This window comes from Flaviaestuariibacter flavus, from assembly GCF_004337505.1.
Taxonomy (GTDB): domain Bacteria; phylum Bacteroidota; class Bacteroidia; order Chitinophagales; family Chitinophagaceae; genus Flavisolibacter; species Flavisolibacter flavus.
Map to the genome: position 1 here is coordinate 216,371 of NZ_SJZI01000002.1, position 21,511 is coordinate 237,881.

The 21,511-nt window shown below is 58.2% G+C and carries 13 protein-coding genes; 6 read left to right on the forward strand and 7 right to left on the reverse strand.

The genetic code is table 11. The features are described 5' to 3' along the window. Positions 1–3: 3 nt before the first annotated feature. The gene (gene smc, locus EPD60_RS01645) at positions 4–3,537 is read right to left on the reverse strand and encodes a chromosome segregation protein SMC (RefSeq protein WP_131446182.1); all 3,534 of its coding nucleotides are present in this window, start codon (positions 3,535–3,537) and stop codon (positions 4–6) included. A 249-nt stretch (positions 3,538–3,786) separates the two neighbouring features. Between smc and EPD60_RS01650 the strand changes: the two genes are divergently transcribed. The 3 genes from EPD60_RS01650 to EPD60_RS01660 all read left to right on the forward strand — a co-directional run bounded on the left by EPD60_RS01650 (position 3,787) and on the right by EPD60_RS01660 (position 6,717). Further along, positions 3,787–4,569, forward strand: a complete 783-nt coding sequence (locus EPD60_RS01650) for a universal stress protein (protein ID WP_131446184.1) — start codon at positions 3,787–3,789, stop codon at positions 4,567–4,569. Positions 4,570–4,815: 246 nt separating this feature from the next. After that, on the forward strand, positions 4,816–5,601 hold the full coding sequence (locus EPD60_RS01655) for a universal stress protein (protein ID WP_165871367.1): 786 nt from the start codon (positions 4,816–4,818) through the stop codon (positions 5,599–5,601). A gap of 168 nt (positions 5,602–5,769) precedes the next feature. Next, positions 5,770–6,717 carry an arginase gene (locus EPD60_RS01660; RefSeq protein WP_131446188.1) on the forward strand — a complete coding sequence of 316 codons (948 nt, stop codon included), beginning with the start codon at positions 5,770–5,772 and terminating at the stop codon, positions 6,715–6,717. A 107-nt stretch (positions 6,718–6,824) separates the two neighbouring features. Here EPD60_RS01660 and EPD60_RS01665 read toward each other — a convergent pair whose 3' ends face one another. After that, the gene (locus EPD60_RS01665; protein WP_131446190.1) at positions 6,825–7,721 is read right to left on the reverse strand and encodes an SDR family oxidoreductase; all 897 of its coding nucleotides are present in this window, start codon (positions 7,719–7,721) and stop codon (positions 6,825–6,827) included. 18 nt (positions 7,722–7,739) lie between these two features. Next, positions 7,740–8,312 (reverse strand): hypothetical protein, encoded by a 573-nt coding sequence (locus tag EPD60_RS01670; RefSeq protein ID WP_131446192.1) that lies wholly within the window; start codon positions 8,310–8,312, stop codon positions 7,740–7,742. A gap of 198 nt (positions 8,313–8,510) precedes the next feature. Here EPD60_RS01670 and pfkA point away from each other — a divergent pair, with 198 nt between their 5' ends. Both pfkA and pyk read left to right on the forward strand, forming a co-directional pair. Further along, positions 8,511–9,494 (forward strand): 6-phosphofructokinase, encoded by a 984-nt coding sequence (pfkA, locus tag EPD60_RS01675; protein ID WP_131446194.1) that lies wholly within the window; start codon positions 8,511–8,513, stop codon positions 9,492–9,494. A 73-nt stretch (positions 9,495–9,567) separates the two neighbouring features. After that, positions 9,568–11,058 (forward strand): pyruvate kinase, encoded by a 1,491-nt coding sequence (gene pyk / locus EPD60_RS01680; RefSeq protein WP_131446196.1) that lies wholly within the window; start codon positions 9,568–9,570, stop codon positions 11,056–11,058. A 97-nt stretch (positions 11,059–11,155) separates the two neighbouring features. Here pyk and EPD60_RS01685 read toward each other — a convergent pair whose 3' ends face one another. From EPD60_RS01685 to glgX, 4 genes are read right to left on the reverse strand one after another with little or no spacing between them, the layout of a single operon-like run. Then, positions 11,156–11,935, reverse strand: coding sequence for an alpha/beta hydrolase (locus EPD60_RS01685; protein ID WP_131446198.1), 780 nt, complete (start codon positions 11,933–11,935; stop codon positions 11,156–11,158). Positions 11,936–11,939: 4 nt separating this feature from the next. Next, the gene (gene treY, locus EPD60_RS17200; protein WP_131446200.1) at positions 11,940–16,073 is read right to left on the reverse strand and encodes a malto-oligosyltrehalose synthase; all 4,134 of its coding nucleotides are present in this window, start codon (positions 16,071–16,073) and stop codon (positions 11,940–11,942) included. Next, positions 16,063–17,901, reverse strand: a complete 1,839-nt coding sequence (gene treZ / locus EPD60_RS01695; protein ID WP_131446202.1) for a malto-oligosyltrehalose trehalohydrolase — start codon at positions 17,899–17,901, stop codon at positions 16,063–16,065. The genes treY and treZ overlap by 11 nt, the downstream gene beginning before the upstream one ends. A 5-nt stretch (positions 17,902–17,906) precedes the next feature. Continuing rightward, a complete protein-coding gene (gene glgX, locus EPD60_RS01700) occupies positions 17,907–20,033 on the reverse strand; it encodes a glycogen debranching protein GlgX (RefSeq protein WP_131446204.1) in 2,127 nt (708 codons plus the stop codon). A gap of 176 nt (positions 20,034–20,209) precedes the next feature. Here glgX and EPD60_RS01705 point away from each other — a divergent pair, with 176 nt between their 5' ends. Then, on the forward strand, positions 20,210–21,496 hold the full coding sequence (locus tag EPD60_RS01705; protein WP_131446206.1) for a hypothetical protein: 1,287 nt from the start codon (positions 20,210–20,212) through the stop codon (positions 21,494–21,496). Positions 21,497–21,511 lie beyond the last annotated feature (15 nt).

The following is a 21,511-nucleotide window of genomic DNA, read 5'->3' on the forward strand; positions in this document are numbered from 1 at the left end:
TAATTAATTTGTGACGGCGGCCACACTGCGGAAGTCTACCGGCACCAGCTTGCTCACGCCGGGCTCCTGCATCGTTACGCCGTAGATCACGTCCACGGTGCTCATGGTGGTCTTGTTGTGCGTTACGATGATGAACTGCGAGTTGTTGGAGAACTCGCGGATCATGTTGGTGAACTTGCCCACGTTGGCATCGTCGAGCGGGGCGTCCACCTCATCGAGGATACAGAAGGGCGCCGGCTTGATCAGGTAGATGGCAAAGAGCAGCGCCGTCGCCGTGAGCGTCCGCTCACCGCCCGACAGCTGGCCGATCGAGCTCGGGCGCTTGCCTTTGGGCTTTGCCATGATGTCGATGCCCGTCTCCGCGAGGTTGTCGGGGTTTTCCAGGATGAGGTCGCACTGGTCGTCTTCAGTAAAGAGTGTTTTGAACACGCGGATGAAGTTCTCGCGTACCATGTTGAAAGTGTCGAGGAACTTCTGGTTGGCCGTCGTCTCTACCTCGGCGATCGTTTGCAGCAGGCTGTCCTTCGCGCTCACGAGGTCGTCTTTTTGCTCCACGATAAAATCGTAGCGCTTTTTCATCTCGTCAAAAGCCTCAATGGCCGTGGGGTTTACCTCGCCAAGGTTCTCGAGACGCTTCTTCATGCGGTCGGCCTTTTCCTGCAGCTCCTCCACGGGTGTTTCGGTGCTGCGCGGCTCGTCAATGATATCTTCGAGGTTGATGCGGAATTCGACGTTGAGGCGCTCCTTCATCCCTGCCAGCTGCAGCTTCACATCGGTGAGCTTGTCCTTCATGGCGCTCAGCAGCTGCTCGATCTGCTCTTTTTCCTTTACGATGCTCCGAAGCTCGCTCTCCTTTGCCGACAGCTGGTTGCGGATATTGTAATAAGCCTGGTCTTTTTCGTTGAGCGATTGCTCTTCGGCCTCGCGGCGGCGCATCAGCTCGTATAGTGTTTCCTCGGTGTCTTTGAGGCTCGTTTCCAGCCCGGTCAGCTGGCCGGTGGTTTCGGCAAGCTGCGTCGTGCTGTTCTGCACCTGCGTATGCAGGTCCTGCAGCTGGTTGCTCTTGAACTGCAGCTCCTGCTTCAGGGCCGAGATCTTGCTCTGCTGGCGCGTGACGTTGAGGTTGGCGTTGTTATACTGGGTGTTGACGTTGTTGTATTCGTTCTCGATATCGCGGTACGCCGTTTCCGCTTCCTGGAGCTGGTTGGCGTAGTCCGACATGTGCTCATTGAGCTCGGCAAGTTCGTTACGCACGCCGTCAACGGATTGGTGGGTGGTGTCGAGCTGCCCCTGCAGGTCTTCGAGACGCACGCGGCTGGTGCTTTGCGCGTGCTGCGTGTTCTCAAGGCGGTTCTGCACGGCAAACAATTGGTTGGTTAGCTGCTGGATCTCCCGCTCCGTATCGCGGATCACGTTTTCGCGGAGATCGGCATTGAAGGCCACCACCTCGTTCTGGCGTTCCTGGATCTGTGCCCGGAGGCCGTCCACCACAGCCTGCTGGGCCACGATGTCCTTGGCGAGTTTCTCGAGGTTCTTGGCGCGGCCGATCTTCTTGCCTTCAAAAAGACCTACCGATCCGCCGGTGAGCGTGAATTTTCCTTTTACGTATTTACCCGATTTCTCGAGGATGACCGAACCGTTGCTTTGCTCCAGGGCCGACTCGTCGGAAGCGATGAAGACATTGCCCAGCAGGTGTGCGGCCAGTGCGCGGTATTGCGCGTCCACCTCGATCACATCCATGGCCGGGATGGTGCCGGCGGGCGCACCGTGGCCCGTTCCGCCGGATTCATTTACGCGGTCGAGCAGGAAGAAGTTGGCCTTTCCTTTCTTATTGTTGTCGAGCAGGTGCACGGCCTGGAGGCCTTCCTGCAGGTCGTTTACGACATAGTAGTTGAGGTAGGGCTCCAGCACGTTTTCCACGGCGGCGCGGTATTCTTCTTTTACGTAAATGATATCGGAAAGAATGGGTGCGCTGTGGTTCCAGTTGGGATTTTTGTGCAGGAACTTGATGCTTTCGGGATAGCCTTCCATCGAGTCGATGAGGCTCTTCAGCAGGGCGTGCTCGTTCTTTTTCGAGTCCAGCTTGCGCTGCTCTTCGGCGAGTTCGCTGCGCAGGCCTTCCAGCACCTGCTGGGTTTTCAGGATCTGCTCCTTGGTATTGTTATGATGCTGCTGCAGGCCCTCCAGGTCGGCTTTGCGCTGGTCAAGCTCCTTCTGGCGCTGCTCCTTCTCCCCTTCCAGCTGGGCGATCTGTTCGTCGCGGCCGGCGCGCTCTTCCTCAAGCTGGTAAATAGCGCGCTGGAGGTTCTGGATGGAGGTATCGGCGATGGCGACTTTTTTCTCCGCGTCAAACTGCGAGCGCTGCACCTGCTGGTAGGCCGTGCGCAGGTTGTTGAGGGCAGCTCGTTTTTCATCGAGGATGCCACGGCTCGCGTCCACGCTTGTCCGGTATTCTTCGAGCTGGGCTGCCAGGTTCTGCAGGGCCTCCTCTTCGTCGCCGATCTGCCGGGTGGTAAACTGGATGCTTTCCTCGATGCCGGATATCTGCCCGCCGGCACGCTGCAGGAAGCTTTCCAGGCCGGTGGCGCGCTCGCGCAGGTGCTCAAGGCGCTGTGCCGACAGGTTCTTTTCGTTCTCCTTGGTCCGCACCTGCTGCACCAGCTCGTTGAATTGCTGCTGGAGGCTGTGCAGCTCGCGCTCGCGCTCGATGAAGTCTACGCGCTCCTGCTCCAGGCCGGCTTCGCGGGTGGCGATGTCGGCTTCGAGGGCGATGCGCTTGTCGGTTTCGGCCTCGTGCTTTTCGTTGAGGTCGCGGAAGGCCAGGTTAAAGCCTTCGAGGGCGGCCTTGGCCAGCTCCACCGAAAGCTCGCGGTAGTCTTTCTTGATCTCGTAATATTTTTCGGCCTTTTTCGCCTGGTTTTCCAGGGTCTTCAACTGGTTGTTGATCTCGAACAGGAGGTCTTCAATGCGGTTGAGATCCTGCTCGGTGGCGTCCAGCTTTTGTTTGGCTTCCTTCTTACGGGTCTTATAGATCGAAATGCCGGCGGCCTGCTCGAGCATGCGGCGGCGTGAGTTGTCCTTGTCCTTGATCAGGTCGTCCACCATGCCGAGCTCGATGATGGCGTAGGAGTCGGTGGAGACGCCCGTGTCCATGAACAGGTTCTGGATATCCTTCAGGCGGCAGGAAACATCATTGAGGCGGTATTCGCTCTCGCCGCTTTTGTAGAATTTACGGGTGATGGTAACGGTGTTGAACTCGGTCGGGAGCAGGTTCTTCGTGTTTTCGAAGGTGAGGCTCACTTCGGCAAGGCCGGAAGCCGAGCGCGTCTTGGAGCCGTTGAACACCAGGGCCTCGAGGTTTTCGGAACGAAGGTGCGAGATCTTCTGCTCGCCGATCACCCAGCGGATCGAGTCCACGATATTGGATTTGCCGCAGCCGTTTGGCCCGACAATGCCGGTGATGTTCTCGTCAAAATTGACAATCGTCTTATCCGCAAAGGATTTGAATCCTTTGATTTCCAGGGATTTTAGTCGCACTCTTCAGCAAATTAAGTTGACAAATATAACGGAACGGGGCCAAACGGGCCGTTTGTCCCTGCCGCCCGCCACGTTTTCGCCGACATTAGAGCGCCTCTAATCTATATTCCCACGGATGGGCTTGCCGCCCGTCTCAAAATACCGCTCAGCAGTAAGTGTAAACGCTTAATTATAACATTTGCTCGCCATTATGATGTTGTAACTTGAAAGCAAAAAAACCTGTCAAAAATCCAATCAAAAAAGCCAATCATGAAAAACATTCTAATTCCGATAGACTTCTCGGAGACATCGTACGAAACGGCGCGTTACTCTGCCCGATTATTTTCGGGATTGCCTGGGGTAACCATCACTTTGTATCATATGTTACATCCCGGCACCCACGAAACACCGGAGGTGCTGCTGGACACACTCAAGGCTGAAATTGCGGAACAAAGCGGGTTGAAGGTCGGCTGCCATACCGAGCCGGGCTCCAATTTTCCGGAGGCGCTCACCCGTTTTGCGCGTCACTGTTCGGCCAGTCTCATCATCATGGGCTTTACCGGTCCCGAGCGGAAGCAGAAGCTGCTGCTGACCGGCAACATCCTCGATGTGGTCGACAATAATGCCTGCCCGGTAATGATCCTTCCTCCCGGAATGGAATTTCACCGGATCTATAATATCGCGCTCACATCGGACTTTCATAACGTGGACGTGACGGTGCCTTTCGGGCCGATCCGCCAGGTGCTGGAACTGTTCCAGGCCCGGCTGCACGTGGTCAATGTAAACAGCGACATGTATATCACCGTTGACGAGGAAGTACAGAAGCAAAAGCAAAGAATGGAGGAGCTTTTCGGGGATTTCGACCCGGAATTTCACTTTATGAACCTGTACGAATTCAATGAGTCGATCAACCAGTTCGTGACCGACCATGCCATCGACATGGTGATCATCATCCCGCACAAGCATACGGGCGTGTCGAAGCTGTTTCACCACAACAGCGCCAAGAAGCTGGCGCTGAACAGCACGGTCCCGGTAGTGACAGCGCACGAATAGCCGGCCGGAAACAACCGGCTATTCAGCCACCTTGTATTGTGTCTTTCCACCGTTTTGCAAAAATGCCCGCAGCCGCGGGCATTTTTCATGGTATGTGGAGCGCCGCCGGAGACCGGTCTTCCCGGCGGAAACAAAACAGGTAGCCAGAATACTGTTATATGTAAATAAAAAATGATAAGTACCTCGCGAACTTTTGCGAATTTTGCCTATCTTTTTATACTTTACGACCTACCAAATATGCTGCACATGAAAACCGTGATCGTCCCTGTCGATTTTTCCGACAACGCCCTTGCCACCGCCCGCTACGCCATCAACATGCTTTCGGGCATTTCCGGAGTAAGCCTGGTGCTCTACCACATGTACGAGAAGGCCAGCGAGGAAGAAGAAGCCTATTTCCGTCTCGAGCAAATGAAGAGTGAGCTCGACGCCGCCGGCGCAATCACCCTCGCCTGTCATGCCGAGCCCGGCTCGGATTTCCCTGAGTCGCTTTCCCGCTTTGCCCGCCATTGGGCGGCCTCGCTGATTGTAATGGGGCTTACCGGTAAAAGCAAGCTGGAGCAGATCTTCCTCACCAGCAATACACTGAAGCTCGTGGATAAGAACCCCTGCCCCGTTATGGTGATTCCGCCGCAGGCCGAGTTCAAGCAGATCCGTAATGTGGCCCTCACCTCCGACTTCCGGGATGTTGACCTCAGCACACCCGTGGGGCCCATCCGCCAGGTGCTGGAGCTGTTCCGCCCGGCGCTCCACATTGTGAACGTAAACAGCGAGCATTATGTATCGCTCGACGAGCACTACCTCGAGCAGAAGTCGCGGATGAAGGCGCTCTTCAACGAGTTCAATCCCGAGTTCTACTTCATCGGCACCTACGATTTCCACGAAACGATCAACCAGTTCGTTTCCGACAAGCAGATCGATATGGTGATCACGATCCCGCGCTCGCACTCCTTTATCGACAAGCTGTTCAACCCCAACCACACCAAGAAGCTGGTGTTCAGCAGCACGGTGCCGGTGCTGGCAGCACACGAATAATATCTCGGATCTCGATCTCTCTGATGTCTGATCTGGCTGATGCCGATCAGACATTTTTGTTTACCGTGTATCAAATCAGCGATCAGAGATCCGAGATCTGAGATCCTATCTGTATTTTCGGTGCGCTGAAACGGACCCTGTGCGCATGATCTGACGAAAAACGATTGCATGAAAAACATTAAGCTGATTGAAGTTCCGTCCGAGATCGGGGCGGGTACGCGCGGCGCATCGCTGGGCATTGAAGCGATCAAGATTGCCGCGCTCGACTTCATGAGCAACTTCTTTATTCATTTTCCTTCCGACCGGATCCCGGTAGAAAATAAACTTTTGTACGAGCCCATCGAATCGCCCTACGCCAAGCGCATCAAGGGGATTGCATCGATGTACGACAAGGTGAGCAAGGCGGTGTGCGATACCATGAAGAGCAACTTCTTTCCCGTGGTGCTCAGCGGCGACCACAGCATTGCCGGCGCCACGATTGCGGGCATCCGCATGGCAAAGCCAAAGGCCAAGCTGGGCGTGATCTGGATCGACGCGCACGCCGACCTGCATACTCCCTATACGACGCCTTCCGGCAATATGCATGGCATGCCGCTCGCGCTCTCCATCAACGAAGACAATACGGAAAGCTCGGTGCACGACCTCGACCCGGAAACCACCAAGATCTGGAACGGGCTCAAGAACCTGGGCAAGATCGCGCCGAAGGTGCTGCCCGAAGACATTGTGCTGATCGCCCTGCGTGATTTTGAAAAGGAAGAAAAAGCGCTGATCGATAAATACGGCATCAAGGTGATCAGCACCAAGGAGGTGCGCAGCAAAGGCCCGGAAAATATCGTCCGTGCGGTCACGCGTTACCTTTCCGATTGCACCGATATCTATGTTTCCTTCGACGTAGACTCACTTGACTCCTCCATTTCCAAAGGCACCGGCACCCCGGTAAGCAACGGGCTCAAGGAGCGCGAAGCAGAAGACCTCGTGAGTAAGTTCATGCAAAACCGGAAGGTGTGCTGCTTTGAGCTTACCGAGGTAAACCCGACGCTCGACAAAGAAAACCTGATGGCGGAAATCGCGTTCAACATCCTGCAGCGGAGCGTGAACGTGCTGATGTATTCGTGACCGGGAGAGAAAGACCGCAGATTTTTTATGATCTGTTATGATGTACGCAGATACCGGTACCAACATCAGCGTTAATCAAAACCAATCGGCGTATTCCGCCTGCGGAATCAGCGTTCTTTTTCCATGCAAAAGGTCCGGGCAAGCCCCTCCGCAAAGGAAGTCGGTGCGTAAGCCAGTTCCTTTTTTGCTTTTGAAATATCAAACCCCGTTTTCTGCGGCCGCCTGGCCAGCTCTTTCATATCCCGCCCGGTGATGGGCGTGATGAGCGATGCGTCAAGCTCAAGCAGCTGCGCGGTTTCCATCGCCATTTCGTAAGGCGTACGCACGTCTTCTCCTGAAAGATGCCAGGTGCCCCCGGCGCGGCGGTCGATGATAGCCAGGATGCCGTCGGCCAGGTCTTCAACGAATGTGGGGGTGCGCAGCTGGTCGTTGAATATGCGCAGCGCCCGCCCTTCGCGGAGCGCACCGGCCACCATCGTCAGCAGGTTGCCGCGGGCGCCGCAGGGATCGCCGTATACCAGCACCGTCCGCGCGATGCTCCAGAGCCCGGGGTATTGCCGAACGAGCCGCTCGGCCGCCAGCTTGGTTTCCCCGTAATAATTGACCGGGCCTACGGGATCTTCTTCGCGGTACAGCCCGCGCTTTCCGTCAAATACAAAGTCGGTAGACAGGAAAATAAAATGTGCGTCGCTGCCCGCGACGGCTTCGAGGAGGTTGCGGGTACCGTCAATATTCACGCGGTCGGCCAGTGCCGGGTCTTTTTCGCAAAGGTCGGGTTGCGAAATGGCCGCCGCATGTACGATGACCGCGGGCTGGTGGCGGGCCAATAAGTCTTTTACGGCTGACGGGTCGGTGATGTCGGTGCTTTCATAAACCGTGTCGGGTCCGAAGGCGATGCGTGCGGCGCCGCTGCCGGTGGCTATGATTTCGTTCCGGGCACTGCCACGACGCTCCAGGTAACTGCCGACAAAGCCGTTGGCGCCGGTGATCAGGATGCTGCGCATCCGCCAAAGATAAGCGCCTCAGCGGGCGATACCCAGCAGTGCGGCCAGGTCACGGAAAGACAGGTTCCGGAGCTCTTCCGCGGTGCGGCCGGTGGCAGCGATCGCGGTTGGCGACAGCAGGATATGGCGCACCTGGATACGGCTGCTCCCGCTTTCGAACTGGCCGGCATCGGCGGCCGGGACGGTCACGGAAAGCGACAGGGCGCCGGGGCGTATGCCCTGCTCCCACAGCAGGGGGCGGTCTGACCGCCCGGAAAGGGAATAGAACTGGAACGGCAGGCCCATGGGTTTCTCCAGGGCCGGGGTTTCCAGGTTATAGCCGGTAACAAAGGTGAGCACGAGGCCGTTTTCAGCAAGCTCCGGGCTGAGTGCAGGAACAGTGCGCTCGCTGGAGTAGCGGGTACTGCCGTCGGGTGCGGTCGTGCGCGACCATTCCATCGGGCGTTCCCAGGTCGTGACGACCGGGCGCGCCGTGGCCGCGATTTGGGAAATAGCTGCTACAGCCGGGGATGTTTGGGGCGCTGCAATTTCTTTCTTGGAACAGGAGGCAAACAGGACGATAAGGGCGAAGCCGGGGTAGAGACGCTTCATGTGCGGGGTTTTAAAGGTTAGCTACCCCATCCGGGACGAAAATAATGCCATCCTGAAGATCATGTTAAAACGCGTTACCTTCCCACCGGGCGTTCAGGGCCTTTCGGCTGTGTATTAAAGACACATTTCCGGCAAAGCCTTACATTTGACCCTTACCGTTCCGATTGCTGCTGTATATGAACTGAAAGATTGAATTGAATGGAAAAAAAAGTTTCCCGTATTGGCGTCCTCACATCCGGAGGCGATTCGCCGGGTATGAATGCCGCCATCCGCGCCGTAGTGCGCACGGGTATTTATTATGGACTCGAGGTATATGGCATTATGCGGGGCTACCAGGGCCTTATCGAGAATGATATCTTCAAGATGGAAAGCCGCTCCGTGGCCAATATTATCCAGCGCGGGGGCACCATCCTGAAAACGGCCCGCTGCAAGGTCTTTCATACCCCCGAAGGCCGCAAGCAGGCCTACGAGGTGCTGGGAAGCCATGGCATCGACGGCCTCGTGATCATCGGCGGCGACGGCTCCTTCCGCGGCGCGGTGGAGTTTTCCAACGAATACGATATCCCCTGTATCGGTCTTGCCGGCACTATCGACAAGGACATTTTCGGCACCGACTTTACGATCGGATTTGATACGGCGGTGAATACGGCGATTGAAGCGATCGACAAGATCCGCGACACTGCCGACGCTCACGACCGTCTCTTTATTGTGGAAGTGATGGGCCGCGACGCCGGTTACATCGCCCTTTACAGCGGCATCGGCACCGGCGCCGAGCATATCCTCGTGCCGGAGCAGAAAACCGATATCAAGGCAGTGGTGGCCTCCCTCAAGGAAAAGGAGCGCCGCAAGAAGCTCGTGAACATCATCGTGGTGGCCGAGGGCGACGAATTCGGCGGCGCCAACAAGGTGGCCGAGGTAATCAAGCAGGAACTCCCGAACGCCGAAACCCGGGTGTGCATCCTGGGGCATATCCAGCGCGGTGGCGCCCCGAGCTCGATGGACCGCCTCATCGCCAGCCGCATGGGCTACCACGCCGTGGAATGCCTCCTCGAAGGCCGTCACAACGTATTCGTGGGCATCCTCAACAACCGGATGAACTACGTTCCACTCAACCAGGTGCACAAGAAAAAAGGTACCATCGGGCAGGAGTGGATGAAAATCGTGAAAATCCTCGCTAGCTAATCTCCGATCCCGGATCTCAGGTCCCGGATCTTTTTGCCGATCAGCGATCTGAGATTTGCAAATTGAAAATATTATGAGCAAAAACGTAGGTAAGTACTACCACAAATCCATGGACCGCACCGCCGGCATCCAGCACACCCACCACCGTACCAAGATCGTAGCAACGGTGGGCCCGGCCTGTGACACTTATGAAAAGCTGCTCGACCTCGTGAAGTGCGGCGTCAACGTATTCCGGCTCAACTTCTCGCACGGAACCCACGAAGACAAGGCCAAGATCATCGAGTACATCCGCCAGATCAACAAGACGGAGCCTTACAACATCGCCATTCTCGGCGACCTGCAGGGACCGAAGCTTCGTGTGGGCGAGATGGAGAACGGCGGCATGGACGTTCGCCCCGGCGATATCCTGACCTTCACCAATGAAAAACTCGTGGGAAACAAGGAACGCATCTATGTTTCTTACCCGAACCTCCATGCCGACGTAAAAGTGGGCAATACCATCATGATCGACGACGGTAAGATCGAGGTGAAGGTGTCGAATGTCCTGCGTAACAACGATGTGCAGGTGGAAGTAGTGCTGGGTGGATTCCTTTCGAGCAAGAAGGGCGTTAACCTCCCCGACACGAAGATCTCGCTGCCCGCGATCACCGATAAAGACCTCGTTGACCTCGAGTTCATCATCGACCAGGAGCTCGACTGGGTGGCGCTTTCCTTTGTGCGCAGCGTGAAGGATATCATTATCCTGCGTAACAAGCTCCAGGAGCGCAAGAGCAAAACGAAAATCATTGCCAAGATCGAAAAGCCGGAGGCACTCAATAATATCCGCGACATCATCGTGGAGTCCGACGCCATCATGATCGCCCGCGGCGACCTGGGCGTAGAGCTGCCGGTGGAGCAGATCCCGCTGATCCAGCGCCAGCTGATTCAGAAGTGCCTGCACCGCGCCAAGCCGGTGATTGTGGCTACGCAGATGATGGAATCGATGATCGACCGCAGTAAGCCCAACCGCTCGGAGATTACCGACGTCGCCAACGCTGTACTCGAAGGTGCCGATGCCGTGATGCTTTCGGGCGAAACCGCCACCGGCAACCACCCGAAGCTTGTGGTGGAAACGATGCGCAAGATCATCATGGAAGTAGAGCGCACCGAGTACCAGTACGACCGCGAGGAGTTCCTGCAGCCCCAGCCCCACTCCCCCTCCTTCCACAGCGATGCCGTGTGCTACAATGCCTGTAAGCTTGCTTCCGATGTGAAGGCCGACGCGCTGATCGGGATGACCCAAAGCGGTTACACCGGATTTATGCTGAGCTCCTACCGCCCGAAGTCGCCGCTTTACGTTTTTACCAAGGAGCGTTCGCTCGTAAACCAGTTGTCGCTCAGCTGGGGCGTGCGTGCCTTCTTTTACGATGAGGAAGACAGCCTCGACGATATCATCAACGACCAGATCGACATCCTCCAGGAGCGCGGCTTCCTGAAGTCGGGCGATGTGGTGGTGAACACCGGCTCTACGCCCGTGCACCTGCACCTGCCCACCAATGTGGTGAAGATCACGAAGGTGGATTGAGGTCGGGAATCGTGAATCCGCGCTGTGCGGTAATTGAGAAAGGATGCCTCAGGCATCCTTTCTTCGTATACAGGCGTCAGCATTCACGATTCACGCCCTAGATCACGATCCGCGCCGGCCGCCGCCACAGCCAGTGGTAGAAGTCGCGGAACGACTCGCGCCAGGCGGCCTCGCTGTGCTCACCTTCCGGATTATAGTTCTCCTGAATGTCGAAGCGGTGCTCGCGGTGCAGCAGCGCGGTGATGGCGCGTATCCGCTCCGTCATCTGCGCGCCTTCTTTTTCGCCCCCGTAGAAATACAGTTGCTGTGGCAGCCTGGACTTTCCAATCAGGCGGTCCGTCTGTTCTGCAATATCATCCTGCAGCCAGAAAGAAGGCGAAAAGATGCCGGCCTTGGCATACACCTCGGGGTGCAGCAGCGCGGCGTAATAGGAAATGAGGCCGCCCATCGAGGAGCCGGCGATCCAGGTATGCTCGCGGCCCGGCTTGGTACGATAGGTGCCATCGATGAATGGCTTTAGTGTCTGCGTCAGGAATTCGAGGTAAGGGCGCCCCTCTCCTTTGCCGAACTCCGGGTCGTCGTGCAGCTTGTATTCGCGCAGGCGATGCTCGCCACCATTGTCGATGCCCACCACGATACACTTGCGCTCGTGTTCGTCGATTGTTTCGTCTACCTGCCATTCCTCGCCGAAAGCACTCCACTCTTCAAACAGGTTCTGCCCGTCGTGCATGTACAGCACGGGGAAGCTTTTTTCGGTGCTGTGGTATTCGGGCGGCAGGTAAAGCCAGATGCGCCGGTAGCGCCCCAGCTGAGGCATGTAAAAGGCGGTGTCGAGAATATATACGTTCGGCGCCAGTTGCGCGTTTCGATCTTCCATACGGTCAGCTTCGGTTGTAAAGTTCGGTCCAGGAGCGCAAGCGCCGGCCGATATCTTTTTGCAATTGCCCCGGCGTCAGGCGCCAGCCCCAGTTGCCCCCGGCGGATGCGGGCGTATTCATCCGGCTCCCCTCGTCGAGGCCAAGAAGGTCCTGCACGGGCAGGATGCAGGTTTGCGCCACCGACGACAAGGCCATCCGGCAAAGGGTTTCAGCAACGGAGCTTTCGTCTGGTACATGGCCGGCATATCGGCGGAGGCGGGCGCGGGTTGCCACATCGGCCTCTGTGCGCCACCAGCCGCGGGTGCTGTTGTTGTCGTGGGTGCCGGTGTACACAAAAAATCGCGTATCGTAATTATGCGGGATATGCGGGGAGGCCGACAGGTCTTCGCCAAAGGCAAACTGCAGCACCTTCATCCCGGGCAGCGAAAAGCGGTCGCGCAACTGCAATACAGCGGCGTCGATATCGCCGAGGTCTTCCGCTACAAAGGGAAGGTCACCAAGTTGTTCTTTTACCGTTTCAAAAAAATGCGCGCCGGGGCCTTCCACCCATTGTCCTTCGCGCGCGGTTTCGGCATCGGCGGGCACCTCCCAATATGCCGCGAAGGCACGGAAATGATCGAGCCGCACGATGTCGAACAGCTCGAGGTTGCGGTGCAGCCGTGCGATCCACCAGTCGTATTCGCGGCGGCGCAACGCTGCCCAGTCGAACACGGGCATTCCCCACAGCTGCCCGTCGGCGCTGAATGCATCCGGCGGCACGCCGGCAAGTCCAAGCCGCGCGCCTTCCTCATCGAGGCGGAAAAGCCCGCGGTGTGCCCAGACGTCTGCAGAGTCATAGCTCACATAAAAGGGCAGGTCGCCGACGAGGCGGATGCCCCGCTGGGTGCAATAGTCGCGCAGCGCCTGCCACTGACGGGAAAAAATAAATTGTTCCCAGCGCACCTGCTCCAGGGCGGCACCGGATTCGGCTTCGAGACGCGCAAGGGCAAGCGGGTCGCGCAGCTTCCATTCGGGCGCCCATTCATACCAGGGCTCGCCGTCGTGGTGCTTTTTCAAAACGGAATAAGCCGCAAAGTCATCAAGCCAGCCCCGCTCCAGTTCGCAGAACACCGAGAAGGCATCGGCATCTGCGGCATTCGCTCGGAATGTTTCCCAGGCCTGCTGCAGCAAACTGTTCTTTGCCTGCTCAACGGCAGTGTAGTCAACGCTGTCTGACGCCTCCAGGCGTGCGGCGTCTACCTGCTCCGCGGAAACCAGTCCTTCCTGCAGCAAAAGCTCCGGGCTGATGAGGAGCCGGTTGCCGGCACTGCTCGAAGTGCTGCTATACGGTGAATGGCCCTGGCCCTGTTCCGTCGGGTTGATCGGCAGGAGCTGCCAGTAGCTTTGCCCCGAGCGATACAGGAAGTCCGCGAAGCGACAGGCTTCCGGGCCAAGGTCGCCGATGCCGAAAGGCGCCGGCAGCGAGGTGATGTGCAGCAACAGTCCTGCGTTCCGCCGTTTCTGCTCCACGATCGTGCCGCGCAGCACCGCGTAGGGCTGTCGCTCAAAAAGCTCCGCTACGTTGAGGCTGCCGCGCGCCGCTGTCACCGTTCGCCGACCGAATGCATCGGTCCAGTCGGTGGCGGTTCCTTCGGGCAAAACGATGCGCGTATCGGCCCAATCGATCTCGTCCGGGCGCTCCCCGAGCGAAGCAAGCCATAACGGCACTGCCACCACCAGGATGCGCTCTTCCTGCAACCGCGCAAAGGCGAGTACCTGTTCACCCAGCTTCCCTTCTGCACGCAGCGGCTGGTAGCGGCCGAAAGTAAACAGCTCGCTATCTGCATTCCGCAGGGCCAGCAGTGCCTGCAGGAAACGAAACTTCCCGGGTGCTTTCTTTCCCGCCGACCATTCATGGCGCAGTTTATAATCAACCGGGCGCCGGTTGTCGGGGTCTACAAGACTCAGGTCCCAGCCCTCGCAGCCCTGATACACGTCGGGTACACCGGGGCAGGTGCATTTCAGCAGGAGCTGGATCAGTGAGTTGTAATACCCGAATTCGGCAACCCGCCTGCGCAGTTTTCCGAAATGCCGTTCGAAGGCACTGCCGGACGCCAGTTGTTCTTTGGCAAGCGTCTTCGCTGCTGTTTCGTAGGTTTCGTCGGGACGTCCCCAGTCGGATCGGCGCTTGCTTTCGCGCAACGCTTTTTCCATAAAGGCCTCAAGGCGCGTGCGGTATTCCGGGAGTTCCGCATCGTCGTTCGGATAGCTTCCCACGAGGGTCTGCAGCAGCCCGTAAGCGTCGTTGGCATCGGGGATATCGTCCGCGCCCCGCTCCTGCATCCAGGCCTTTACGGCCTCCAGCCAGGCTTCCGGCATGGCCGAAAGGGCCTGCAGGCGGGCGCGTACGTCTTCGCCGCGTTTAGTGTCATGGGTGGAGGTTGCATTCAGCGCCAGCGGCCATTCGGCCTGCCGCCGGGCCATCGCCTGGTGAAAGGCTTCGATGCGCCAGCCGAAGTGTGCCGGCGCGTCGCCTACTTCATTGTGACCAAGAAAGCGGAAATGGGTATACATCAGGGTGTCTTCCACGCCCTTTGCCATGAGCGGGCCACTCAGTTGCATCAGCCGCCGGTAGAAATGCAGAATGGCGGCGGCACGCACGGGGTCGGGCTCGGGGTGCAACAGCGTGTGTTCGAGCAGGCCCAGGGCCGGCGACAGGTCGGGCCGGCTGCTCCGTGCCTGCTCCATTACGGCATGCACCTGCGCCGACTCTTCCGACGGGAGCGGCAAGGCATTTCCATACCACCGGTACACAGGCAGGTGCAGCAGGAACTCCGCGATCGCGGTTTTCAGATCCTCCGTGCGCAACTGAGCGTATTGCTCCGGCTGCAAAAGTTGCATCAGCAGCTGGTAGAGATTCTCCAGTTCCCCGCCCATATGGTGATACAGGATCTGGGTTTTTTTGTCGCGTACCTGCTGCAAGGGTGTCCGGTGATCCGGCACCAGGCTGTAGTAATAGCGGGTGAAAGCCTGGCTGCTGCGGCTGTCGGTGAGGATGCCATTTACCTGTGCGAGGAATTCGTAGCCGGTCGTTCCTTCGATCGGCCAGGCAGCCGGTAGTTCTTCTTCGCGCTCCAGGATCTTCTCCACCACGATATAGCATTCGGGGCCCAGCAGCCGGCGCAACTGCTCCAGGTAGGCGGTGGGGTCGTACAGCCCGTCAACATGATCAACGCGTACGCCCTGGAAGATGCCTTCCTGCACCAGCTCGCTGATAAAGCGGTGAAAGGTGTCGAAGACTTCCGGCACCTGCTGGTTGAGGCAGATAAGCCCGTTCACGGTGAAGAAGCGCCGGTAGTTGATGCGGCCATCAGTTTCCTGCCAGTGGCAAAGCCGGTATACCTGGTCGTTGGCGAGCTCCAGTAGGGCGGCCTTGTTTTCATTCAACGCGCTTAGGCGTTCGTTGATATAGCCGCTCACAACGTCGTTTTTGAGCAGGCCCGACAACTGCAGCACCAGCTCTTCGAAGCGGGGTGTATATTGATCGCTGTCTTCTATTGCGCGAAGTTCACCGGCCTGTTGGAGCCATTGCCGGATTGCATCCGATGCGCCGTCACCCTGTAAAACTGTTTCGTAGGACCGCAGGCGTAAGGGGTAACTGCTATCGTAATTGCGTAGGCAAAACCGGCCGTCTTCCAGGGCCAGGGAGATCTCGCCATCATTAATCGCGTCTTCGAGCGACTTGCCCAGAAAGGGCGCCATGATATGTCCCGACGCTACCTGGTCGTTCCAAGTTACGTCAAAGAAGGCGGCGTATGCCGAGCCGCGGCCCTTTTCAAGCATATCACGCAGCCAGGGGTTGCGGGTGTCGTAGGCCATGTGGTTGGGCACGATATCCTGGAGCCAGCCGATTCCCTTTTCACGCAGCTTCCGGCTTACGCGGCGCAGGTCGTCGAGCGTGCCGATCTCGGGGTTGATCTCGTGCGGGTTGAGCGCATCGTAGCCATGTGTGCTGCCCGGAACGGCGGTAAAAACGGGTGAAGCATAAAGGGTGCGGATGCCGAGCGCGGCGAGATAGTCTACCTGTCGCTCCAGGTCGGCCAGCGTGAAGTCTTTGTGAAATTGAATGCGGTATGTTGCTACTGGATTATACGTCATCGGAAGTATACAAAATGAATGATTCTGGTTGTAGTTCTACGGTTTCGCCGCCGAGCGAAGGCTGGAGGCCGTCCCCGCTGCCGCCCCATTCGGCGGCAGATGATTGCAGCAGCGGCGTCCAGGCGCTTTCCACCACGGGCAGTTCAATGTGCCTCGCCACTTTTGAAAAGTTCATCACTACGAGTGCAACGCCACCGGCGCCCTGCCGCTGCAATACGAGCGTATCCGTCGCGGGGTCTGCAGTCGCGGTGAGTCCTTCGCGGTCGCGGTTCGCCAACGCGGGAACGGTGCGCCGAAGCCGGATCAGCTTTTTATAGAAGCGCAGCATCGTGGCGTGTGGTTCCTGGTCGCGGAGCTCCCAACGGAGCCTTGAATTTTCAAAGCTTTCGCTGGCCACGGGGTCCGGCGCTTCGCCCTGTGCATGAAAGGCTGCGAACTCGCGCCGGCGACCTTCGCGTACGGCGGCACACAGGTCGGCATCGCCATGGCTGACAAAGTAAAGGAAGGGCGAGGGCTCGCTCCACTCCTCTCCCATCCAGAGCATCGGCAGGAACGGGCTGAACAGCACGGCACCTGCCATCAGCTTCTGCATCTCGAAAGACACAAGCACACTGGTAGACTCGCCGAGCATGCGATTGCCTACCTGGTCGTGGTTTTGAGTGAAAACGATGAACTGCTCGCCACCGTTGGCGCGTGCCGGCACGCCAAAATGCTTTTTCCGGTGTTCCGACCACTGTCCATCGTACACGTAAGCATCGCGGTAGGCCTTCGCCAGGTGCTCAATGCCGGCAAAATCGCTGTAATAACCGGTGCGTTCGCCGGTAGCGCTGACCCGAAGGGCGTGGTGAAACTCGTCAATCCACTGGCTGTGCATGCCGTAGCCACGTGTTTCGGGAGGGTCGATAAAACGGGTGTCGTTGAGGTCGCACTCCACGATAAGGTAGTGTGTACGTCCCGTGTCGGCCATCAGCCGGTCCAAATGCTCCCGCAATTCCTGGAGGAAGTGCACGGGGCCGAAATCCTTGATGGCATGCACCGCATCGAGGCGGAGGGCGTCGATATGAAAATCACGCAGCCACATCAAGGCGTTTTCGATGAAATACCGGCGAACGCCATCGCTCCAGGCATCGTCGAAATTGATGGCGCCGCCCCAGGGCGTGCTGTATTTATCGGTGAGATAGGGGCCAAAGGCTCCAAGGTAGTTGCCCTCCGGGCCGAGGTGGTTATACACCACGTCGAGCGCGACGGCGATGCCCCGCCGGTGGCAGGCATCCACAAGGCGCTGCAGGCCGGCGGCACCGCCATAGGTGTTTTGCACCGCGAAGGAAAAGACGCCGTCGTAGCCCCAGTTGCGCCCGCCGGGAAATTGTGCCACGGGCATGATCTCGATAGCGTTGACACCGAGGTCGAGCAGGTGGTCGAGCTTTTTTTCGATGCCGGCAAAATCGCCTTCCGGAGTAAAGGTGCCGGTATGTAATTCGTAAATAATGTAATCCGACAGGTCGTGGTTTTGCCAGCCGGCGTCTGCCCACGTAAAGGCCATCGGGTCAACAACCTCCGAGTCGCCGTGCACGCCATCGGGCTGCGAAAGCGAGGCGGGGTCGGGAAGCGCGTCGCCGCCATCTACCCGCACCTTGTAGCGGCTGCCCGGGGCCAGTGCTTCCCCAAGTGTCCAATAGCCAAAGGCTTCCTTTCGGAGCGGCCATTCCTTTTGTCCGATCACGGCCGATACCGTTCCGGCAAGCGGGGCCCAGACCCGTAGTTCTACGGAGCCGTCCGGCTGTGCCACCGCACCGAGGGTTCGTTGACTGGTATTTATATCCTGCATCTTGCTTACGGGTTTTTTTGACGCAGCACGATCACCGTGCGGCCAAAGAGGTGTACGACGTCGCCTTCAATCGGCGTGCCTTCTTCCGACACGTAATCGGCCGACGTGTCGATCACTTTTTCCCAGCCAGCGCCGTAGCGTGCCTGCGGAATATGGAAGTCGATGCCATCGAAATGCGCGTTGAACAACAGGTAGAAATTATCATCATGGACCGGGTTGCCTTGCTCATCTACCGTGCGCAGGGCTTTCCCGTTCAGGAACACCGCGAGCGACTTGGCGAAGTCATTGGTCCAGTTTTCTTCGCTCATCTCTTCGCCCGAGGGCTGAAACCAGGCGATGTCTTCAACACCAACTCCTTTTATCGGCTGCCCTTTGAACCAGCGCTTGCGGGTGAAAACGGGATGGGAACGGTAAAAATGAATCAGCTTTTGCATAAAGGCCAGGAGCCCTTTGTCCTGGTGCTCCCAGTCGATCCAGGAGATTTCGTTGTCCTGGCAGTACGCATTGTTGTTGCCGCCCTGCGTGCGTCCCAGCTCGTCGCCGGCAACGATCATCGGCACGCCCTGGCTCAGGAAAAGAGTGGCCATAAAGTTGCGCTGCTGCCGCGCCCGCAGTTGCAGCACTTCGGGGTCGTCGGTGGGGCCTTCGGCGCCGCAGTTCCAGGAGCGGTTATGGCTTTCGCCGTCGTTGTTGTTTTCGTTGTTGGCTTCGTTGTGTTTATCGTTGTACGAAACAAGGTCGCGCAGGGTGAAGCCGTCGTGCGCCGTAACGAAGTTGATGGACGCAAATGGATGGCGGAAATCATTAAAATACAGGTCGGGCGAGCCGGTGAGACGCAGGGCAAACTCGCCCAGCACGCTGCCGGCACCGCGCCAGTAGTCGCGCATCGTATCGCGGTATTTTCCGTTCCACTCGGCCCATCCCGCCGGGAAGCGGCCAACCTGGTAGCCGCCTTCACCGATGTCCCAGGGCTCGGCGATCAGCTTTACCTGCGAAATGACCGGGTCCTGGTGGATGATGTCGAAGAAAGAACCGAGGCGGTCCACATCGTGGAACTCGCGGGCGAGCGCCGCTGCCAGGTCAAAGCGAAAGCCGTCCACGTGCATTTCCAGTATCCAGTAGCGGAGGCTGTCCATGATCATCCGGAGCGTGTTCGGCGTCATCACGTTGAGCGTGTTGCCGCAGCCGGTATAGTCCATGTAATAGCGGGCGTCCTCGGTAAGCCGGTAGTAATCCAGGTTATCTGCCCCGCGGAAGCAGAGTGTGGCCCCCATCTGGTTGCCTTCCGCGGTGTGATTGTACACCACGTCGAGGATCACTTCGATACCCGCCTGGTGCAGGGCTTTTACCATTTCCTTGAATTCACGCACCTGCCCGCCGTTGCCGCCGCTTGAGCTGTAGCGGACGTCGGGCGCGAAGAAACCGATCGTGTTGTAGCCCCAGTAGTTTACCAGGCCCCGGTCGGCGAGGAAGCGCTCGTCTACGAAATGGTGCACCGGCATCAGCTCGATGGCGGTGATGCCGAGATCCTGCAGGTAGCGGATCATGGCCGGGTGCGCGATGGCCGCATAGGTGCCGCGGATCGACTCGGGAATATCCGGGTGGCGGTAGGTCAGCCCTTTTACATGCGCTTCGTAGATAATGCTTTTATGGTAGGGAATCCGCAGGGGTGCGTCATTTTCCCAATCGAAAGAGCCATCGATGACCACCGACTTGGGCATGAAGTTGCCGCTGTCGGTCTTACTGAAGCTGAGGTCGCCGTCGCGATGACCAACCTTGTATCCAAAGAGCGAATCGTGCCAGTGAACCGTACCTGAAATGGCCTTCGCATAGGGATCGAGCAACAGTTTGTTTTTATTGAAGCGATGGCCGTTCTGCGGTTCGTAAGGTCCATCGACCCGGTAGCCGTAGAGCTGGCCGGGACGCAGGCCCGGTACATAGCCATGCCATACATGGTGCGAACGCTCCCCAAGGCGGAGCCGGGCCGACTCACGGGTACGCTTGCCGTATTTTTCATACAGGCAGAGTTCCACGCCGGTGGCGTGTGCTGCGTGCAGCGCGAAGTTCACTCCTTTCCCATCCCAGGTGGCGCCCAGGGGAAATGGCCCTCCCGGGATAACTCGGTATTCCATGCTTAAGGTGTTGGTATTCGTTCGGTGACCCGCAAGGATGAAAATTCCGGGCCAAGGCAATGGTGAGCCGTGTGCCGTGAGAAGATCAACTCAGGAAGATTCAAACATGCCGGACCCGTCGAGCCTCAGGGGTTCACGGTTGACGGCTCACCGCTTACGTTATGTATCTTGCGGCAATGACCAAGAACGAACTGTCTGCGCGGCTCGATGCCTTTGAGGCGGCACTGGCGGCCTATGGGGTGAGCAAGTTTTCGGCAAAAGAGATCTGGGACCTGCGGGCCGGGATTGTCGAGGATTTCCGGACGGTGGAATTTGCCGACCCGGGAGCGCGTAAAGATGCCTGGCAGCGACTCCAGGACGGTATGGACATGCTGAGCCAGAAGGGCGCCCTGCTGCAGGTGGAGAACGAGGCCTTCGCCACCGAGGCCGAGGAGCGCATCGAAGCCTTACAGCGTAAAGTTGACGAGGCCGGTCCGGACAAAGAATGGACCAAGGAAGAACTCGCTGCCCTCCGGGCCGGGGCGAATGATATTTTTGATTTCATGCGCCAGAACCGCTGGCCCACGCGCGAGCGCCGCACGGCGGTATGGGACCGGTTTACGGCTTCCCGCGACCGGGTTAAGAAGCTTGAGGACGCCCGCTACGAGCAGATCCGCGCCGGCATCCGCGCGCGCGAGGAGCGCTCCGCCGCCCTCCTCCTGTCCTTCCGCGCAGCCCTTGAAGCGGCTCGCCCCGCTACCCCGATTGCCGACCTCGCTGCAGCGCTTGTTGCTTTGCGGAACGTATTCACAGAACGCTCCCTGCCCTTTGCCGGGCTGGATGGCTTGGAAGGCCCGCTCGCCGACGGCAGCGCCGAAAAGGCCCCGCTGAAAGTGAAAAGCGACAGCCTGCGGGAGCTGCGCCGTCTCTTTGGAGAGCAGCGCACGCAGTTTACGCGCGAGGATGGACAGGAAACCTATAACCTGCTTACCGCGGTGCAAAAAGAAATGGATGCGGCCTGGGGCGCCTACAAGGAAGCGCGCCAGAAGCGCAAAGACGAGTGGTCGGAAAAACAAAAGGCTTTCGCCCAACTGCTTGAGGAAAAAAAACAGAAACGGCTTGCCGATGCCGCCAACCTGGAAAAAGTAGTGGAGGCCAAGCGCGCATTCGGCCCGCGCCTCGAAGCCAGGCTGGCCAGCCAGCAGGATTACCTCAATAAACTTTACGATGATCTTGATGAGCTGGAAACCCGGCTTGCAGGTGCGCGCAATTTCGATATGCGCGGCCGGGTAGAGGCGTCAATCGAAGGCAAAAAGACACGGATCGCGGAGATTGAGACCGACATAAAAGAAATCGGCGGCAGGATCGAAACCAACGTTAAAGACATCGCGGAGATCGAATCCAAAGTAGCGAAGATCCGGGCCGGCGTGTCCGAGATGGATGAAAAGATCGCGGAGGTGCAGGCGCGCAAGCCGCGGCGCTAATGCTGCCTCTTCAAC